Origin of the sequence: Acaryochloris sp. IP29b_bin.137, from assembly GCF_028285745.1 — a bacterium.
Lineage (GTDB): Bacteria > Cyanobacteriota > Cyanobacteriia > Thermosynechococcales > Thermosynechococcaceae > Acaryochloris.
The window spans coordinates 1-6,171 of record NZ_JANQOP010000147.1; the positions used below are offsets into that span (position 1 = coordinate 1).

Genomic DNA, 6,171 nt, shown 5'->3' on the forward strand with positions numbered 1-6,171 from the left:
TTAGCAACTCCCGAAGTTTTGGGATAGGACTATGACCGCAGGGAAGGTTAAACCTTACGAGTCCTCCGGTCAAACCGGAGGCTTAAGAAGGATAGTTAAATATGTACAACAAGTTAGAGATGGAATAATTTGCAGAAAGAAAACATCTTTAGAGAAATATTCTTGGCCGGATTTTAATGAAAATTTAATTGAAAACAAAGTTAAAAAATTATCTTCGTTCCCAGCATCTGACTTGAAAACAGTAGAAGATTTTTTAGATCGGCAAGAAAAGATATTTATTAAAGATACTCAATTTCTACAAAAGTTTACCTCTGTTTTTGTCTCTTTTTTAGTTGTGTTAATTCCCGATACTCAGCTTAGAATAATTCTTGCTGCACTGTTTTGGCTATTCCTTTACTCACTTGAGTATTTTATACAAAAAAACTCTATCACTTCAAGATCTTTTTTCTGTATTCAATTACTAAAAGAAGCACAGATTAGGAGAAGCAAAACCTGAAATATTCATAATTCAGAAATGAAATTCTTGCACGATCCTCAACCGAATTATCATAATTTCTGAACAAATTGCAAAGATTCTCCTAATTCAACTAAGATTTTTTATTCAAAACAAAAAGTACCGCTGTGCCATCGGCAAAACCGTTGCAGGCTCACAGGTTAGAAGCTCTCCATCCGCCCTCACCTCATAGGTCTCCGAATCCACCTCAATTTTTGGCAATGCATCATTTAGCTTCATATCTGCCTTACTGAGATTGCGGGTGTTGGAGATGGCAACGACATTTTTTTGTAAGCCAATCTGGTCGGGGATGCCTGCCTCCATTGCAGCTTGAGAAACAAACGTAAGAGAGGTGGCTGCAATAGCCCCCCCAAATCCACCAAACATCGGTCGCATATGCACCGGTTGGGGCGTTGGAATACTAGCATTGGCATCTCCCATCTGGGACCAGGCAATAAAACCCCCCTTAATTACCATTTCCGGTTTAACGCCAAACATGGCAGGCTTCCACAAACAGAGATCGGCTAGCTTACCCACCTCCACAGAGCCAACCTGATCCGCAATCCCATGGGTAATGGCTGGATTAATCGTGTACTTAGCGACATAGCGCTTGGCTCGATGATTATCATTGCGATCTGAGTCTTCGGAAAGCGGTCCCCGCTGTACTTTCATTTTGTGGCCCGTCTGCCAGGTGCGAATAATCACCTCACCGACTCGGCCCATGGCCTGGGAATCAGAGGCAATCATACTAAATGCCCCCAAGTCATGGAGGATATCCTCGGCAGCGATGGTTTCTCGACGGATTCTAGATTCGGCAAAGGCCACATCCTCAGGAATGCCTGCATCAAGGTGGTGGCACACCATCAGCATATCCAAGTGCTCGTCTAGGGTATTGACGGTGTAGGGGCGGGTGGGGTTGGTGGAGGACGGTAGGACATTGGCTTCTCCACAGACCTTAATGATATCCGGGGCATGGCCGCCACCGGCTCCTTCTGTGTGATAGGTGTGAATGACGCGATTTTTGAAGGCCGCAATGGTGTTTTCGACAAAGCCCGCTTCATTCAAGGTATCCGTGTGAATCGCCACCTGGACATCAAACTCGTCGGCAACGCTTAAGCAGGTATCAATGGCAGCAGGAGTAGTGCCCCAGTCTTCATGCAGTTTCAGGCCCATCGCTCCCGCTTTGACCTGTTCTACTAGTGCGGCAGGCTGGCTGGAGTTTCCCTTACCCAAAAAGCCCAGATTCATGGGAAAGGCATCGGCAGATTGCAGCATCCGATAGATATTCCAGGGGCCAGGGGTACAGGTAGTGGCGTTGGTGCCTGCTGCAGGGCCTGTGCCACCGCCGAGCATGGTGGTGACACCGGATGCGATCGCAACTTCAATTTGCTGGGGACAAATAAAGTGGATGTGGGAGTCAATGCCTCCTGCTGTGAGAATCATCCCCTCCCCTGCGATCGCTTCCGTTCCGGGACCGATCACGATATCGATATGGTCTTGGATATAGGGGTTGCCAGCCTTGCCAATCGCAGCAATCTTGCCGTCTTTGATACCAATATCTGCTTTAACGATGCCCCACCAGTCCAGAATTAGGGCGTTGGTAATCACCGTATCCACCGCACCATCGGCATTGGTGATTGGTGATTGGCCCATGCCATCACGAATCACCTTACCGCCACCGAACTTAACCTCATCCCCGTAAGTGGTGTGGTCTTGCTCCACTTCAATTATCAGGTCAGTATCAGCGAGGCGAATACGATCTCCCACTGTGGGGCCATAGGTTTCCGCATAGGCGCGGCGGTCCATTCGATATGCCATAGCTGCCCTTTTTGAAGACTGATTCTGTTGATTCTAAATCGAAATGTAGCGCCTTCAGGCTGCCAAGTTTACAAATAATGTTAGGGCCCCTACCCTATGGCTCCCCGCTGGCAGGCAATCGTGAGGAAAAGATAGTGAGCACAATCCAGGGAGAACAATCTGTTTAGGCTGCTACAACGCCCCTTGAATTTTGCCATTGAATCCGAACACTTGGCGCTGTCCCACCAAGGGCACTAAGGTTACGGCTCGCTGATCGCCGGGTTCAAAGCGGACAGCTGTTCCTGCTGGAATGTCCAATCGCATTCCTTTTGCGGTTTCTCGCTCAAACTCCAGCGCTGGATTCACTTCATAAAAATGGAAGTGGGACCCCACTTGAATCGGTCGATCTCCCGTATTGGCAACGGTCACATTTACAGTTGTGCGTCCGGCATTCAGTTCTATGTCGCCCGTTTCAGGAAAGAGTTCGCCCGGAATCATGGTGATTTTGATCGAAGTTTGCTTGCTAGCTACTGTACGGTACTTTTTTGCTGAGGTCTAGAACTTGCGTTAGAATCCTGTTCTACGTTTTTTTCGACGTTGCTTTTCTCGCTGCTGCATTATCTTAGCAACACCAAACACGCAACAGAAACTAGCGACCAATAAGCCCCCAAATAACTGCCAAGGGTTCGGTCGGTCCCTGGAGGGAAGCGTTGAGCTTACAGTTTGGCACAAGGGATAGAGGAAATTACGTCCTCCAATATCATCTAGACTCAGCTGAGGTTGGGGGCCAGCGGCTTCCCCCAAGTGGCTATTCATAATGGCCGCAACATCAATCTGAGAGACTAATTTGAGGTTTTGGGTGGGCTGTTGACAGTCAATTGGAATCGGATTGCCTGGGGTGTTGTCCGTATCAAAGTTACGCTGCGGGAACTCATTCGGGTGATCTAAGGCTAGAGCATGTCCCACCTCGTGGATCAGTAAGGACTCAAAATGGTTGCACCCAGAAATAGGTTGCTGGGCATTAAAAAAGTAGCAACTGCGATTGTTAAAGATGATGTCGGCACTGGTCATTGTTTTGCCAGATACTGGCTGACCCTGCAGGCCAATAGGACGTTGGTTGGTGTACCAAAAGCTGGTGTAAGCCCCAAAGTTGTTCACTAGGGGGTAGTCGTCGGGACTTTGAACAAACAGATCAATCTCTGCTCCAAATCCTCGCCAGGGTTCTGACGCTCCATTCGGGGGGAGTTGAGCCGCAAGGCTGGCGGTCACAGGGGTGAAATTAAGGACAGCATGATTTTCTCCCCAGTGATCAAAGGCTTTCTGGATCTCCTGTTCGATTTGAGCACAATTGGGCGGTTGGCGATCTTGGAATAGGGGAATGATTTGGGAACAGAAGTCGGGTGCGATCGCATATTCCAATCCCTCACCCAATCCCCGTATATTCGACAAAACTGAACCCGGCACATTACTCCACCGGGCAGCATCTTGCAGATCATCCGCAAAGTTATTGGGGGTATTATTTGTGAGCAAATCGTCTGTAACAAACCCAAAGGCAGGGCTACATAGCAGGAGCCAACAGCCAAGCATTGCACTTAGACAGCGTGCCCATAACCCTCTATGCAGCATCCACCCCACCGTCAAGAACGACTTCGCTAACTTAGGCAATGGGATGATGCACGGTCACTAGCTTTGTCCCATCTGGGAAGGTCGCTTCCACCTGGACTTCAGGAATCATTTCAGGAATCCCATCCATCACCTCATCTCGACTGAGTAATGTCGTGCCGTAAGTCATGAGTTCGGCAACCGTTCGTCCTTCGCGAGCCCCTTCCAAAATACCTGCAGTTATATAGGCCACTGCTTCAGGGTAGTTGAGTTTCAACCCCTTTTCCTTCCGTCGCTCTGCTAACAGGGCTGCCGTAAAAACCAACAATTTATCTTTTTCTTGGGGGGTGAGTTGCATGGATTACCTCGGTTTACAGCGGCCAAACGCGGGGCGGACAAGCCGGTCTTTCTAGATAGGTTATCCGCAACAGATTCCACACTTGTATAAACCATTGACGGGCCTTTTGACTAGAGGGACCGCGATATCGACAAATCAGCCCCAATTGTATGCGAGAGACGCCGATCTCACTAGACTCATCTGTAACGGTTTGCCACAGATCCCGAACCGCCTGCACCTTACTGGGCTTCACATCTCGCCCAACCCAGAGAAAGCTCCCCACCACCGGCTGCCCTGCCAATCCGTGGCGACTTTGCCATAGATCTGGCTGTCCAGGCAGCCATTGTCGGTCGATCCATAAGGGGGTTCCTTGGTGCCAAATTTCCATCTGCGATCGCCATTCCCCCTGCATAAACTGCTCTCCGCGAGCGCTACGACCAAATCGGGTCATATCCCACCCGGCAAAGATGGCATCTTGCCCCAACTCCACTCGAAAGTTCTGGCGATAGCAAGCCTGCTCGAACACGATGGTTTCTAGGGGCAACCACTCCAATACACTGTTGGGAGCAAGCTGACATTGAATCGTTTGTTGGACTTCACGACCATTGGAACGGTAGGCTTTTGCCGCCGAAGGGGTCGTCAGCAGGGCATGGGCTTGCGGTTGCAGCGCTACATCAATGGACAGTCGATCTCCCCCGACCATCCCCCCTGCCGTATGCATCATGACGCTATGACAAACTTCTGAACCTTCAGGGTAGAACGGTCGCTGTAGATTCAGCGGAGCCTGATGGTAGCTTCGTTCTATCTGACTTTTCTGAGCGTCTTTTCGGTAGGTTAGCTCTAGGCGGCCATGCCAACGCTGAGAATCAGAAATTAAAGGTGTATCAAGCTGTTGCATTCACCTATTTTATTGAGTTGCGGTCGGTTGACCAACCCCGTATTACCTAATTTTTCCGTGGATTGGGTTTGTTTTTTTAAGAGATTCAAACGTTCTATTTTGGAAGGAAATCACTATCCAAGATTTGTTCGACTGAATAGGGGCAATCCTTAGGAAAAATACTGTATGCCAAACCTGTTTCATCTTTAGCGTCTTCAGCAGCATCTTGATAGGACTCTGGCAAGTACTGGAAAAGATAGTTTTTGAGAGAGGGATATCGACGAATAAGGCGGTGAATTTGCTTTCTGGCATTTTTGATAGGCCCTGACCAACTACTCGATTGCTTCGAGGGGTGGTATTGCCATTTGAGCAAATGCATGAGAAGCACGGTGAGATGGCTGCTCAAAGCATCTCGATGCCGATCACCCAAATCTTGCACCTCTTCAATCAAGTTGGCGAGATCGATCTCGTTAAAACGTTTAGCTTGCAGCAGTTCAGCCATGCAATCTGCCCAGGCAACAAAATCAGCCTCATACAGTTGCTGAGCTGATGGTTCAGAGCTAGGGAGTTGGGCACTAGTCATATCTTTAACAAGCTAAATTAGTTGTTTTTTTACATCGTGTTGTCTACAGTTTGTGAGTCTAAGTTCAAAATTATTCCTCAGGCTATACTTATCTCTAACGATGGTCAAAACCTTACTGTCAAGCTAACCTAGATCTGTTCCAACACATTTTTATAAACTACAAATATATAAGATTCGAAAATCTATTATATGTAAATGAAAATATTTCTAGCCTTCCTTAAGTTCAAAATCAGTTCCTTTCTATTGAGTTCATTATTTTCTTTATAGACAAAACTATTAATCCTCATGAAATTAGATCAGGATTTGCTTTATTGGATTTTAGTTCAAACAGAAAAATATTCAAATGGTTATCCTCTAGTTTTGACCAATGGTGCTCAGTATGGCAGGGTTGTTTCAAATTTCTGGGAGAGAATCTGGAACCAAGATGATTGTGTGATTAGATTTTCCATAGCGCTTTTGCTCCTTGCGGACTTTCAGTGCTT

The 6,171-nt window shown here is 47.5% G+C and carries 8 protein-coding genes; 2 read left to right on the forward strand and 6 right to left on the reverse strand.

The window, feature by feature from the left end:
• Positions 1-31: 31 nt before the first annotated feature.
• Entirely contained in the window at positions 32-496 is a 465-nt protein-coding gene (locus Q0991_RS11380) for a hypothetical protein (RefSeq protein ID WP_299488517.1), read from the forward strand.
• Between the two features lie 105 nt (positions 497-601).
• On the opposite strand, the gene ureC is transcribed toward Q0991_RS11380, so the two are convergent.
• From ureC to Q0991_RS11410, 6 genes are all read right to left on the reverse strand, one after another.
• Complete coding sequence (gene ureC, locus Q0991_RS11385) at positions 602-2,311, reverse strand: urease subunit alpha (RefSeq protein ID WP_299488518.1); 1,710 nt, start codon at positions 2,309-2,311, stop codon at positions 602-604.
• Positions 2,312-2,482: 171 nt separating this feature from the next.
• Positions 2,483-2,788, reverse strand: a complete 306-nt coding sequence (locus Q0991_RS11390) for an urease subunit beta (RefSeq protein WP_299488520.1) — start codon at positions 2,786-2,788, stop codon at positions 2,483-2,485.
• A 69-nt stretch (positions 2,789-2,857) separates the two neighbouring features.
• Positions 2,858-3,955, reverse strand: coding sequence for a hypothetical protein (locus tag Q0991_RS11395; protein WP_299488522.1), 1,098 nt, complete (start codon positions 3,953-3,955; stop codon positions 2,858-2,860).
• Positions 3,948-4,250 carry an urease subunit gamma gene (gene ureA / locus Q0991_RS11400; RefSeq protein ID WP_299488525.1) on the reverse strand — a complete coding sequence of 101 codons (303 nt, stop codon included), beginning with the start codon at positions 4,248-4,250 and terminating at the stop codon, positions 3,948-3,950. The genes Q0991_RS11395 and ureA overlap by 8 nt, the downstream gene beginning before the upstream one ends.
• A 13-nt stretch (positions 4,251-4,263) precedes the next feature.
• The gene (locus Q0991_RS11405) at positions 4,264-5,127 is read right to left on the reverse strand and encodes an urease accessory protein UreD (protein WP_299488527.1); all 864 of its coding nucleotides are present in this window, start codon (positions 5,125-5,127) and stop codon (positions 4,264-4,266) included.
• Positions 5,128-5,221: 94 nt separating this feature from the next.
• Positions 5,222-5,689, reverse strand: coding sequence for a DUF29 domain-containing protein (locus Q0991_RS11410; RefSeq protein ID WP_299488529.1), 468 nt, complete (start codon positions 5,687-5,689; stop codon positions 5,222-5,224).
• 285 nt (positions 5,690-5,974) lie between these two features.
• Here Q0991_RS11410 and Q0991_RS11415 point away from each other — a divergent pair.
• A partial coding sequence (locus tag Q0991_RS11415; protein WP_299488531.1) for a hypothetical protein occupies positions 5,975-6,171 on the forward strand: 197 nt, incomplete at its 3' end.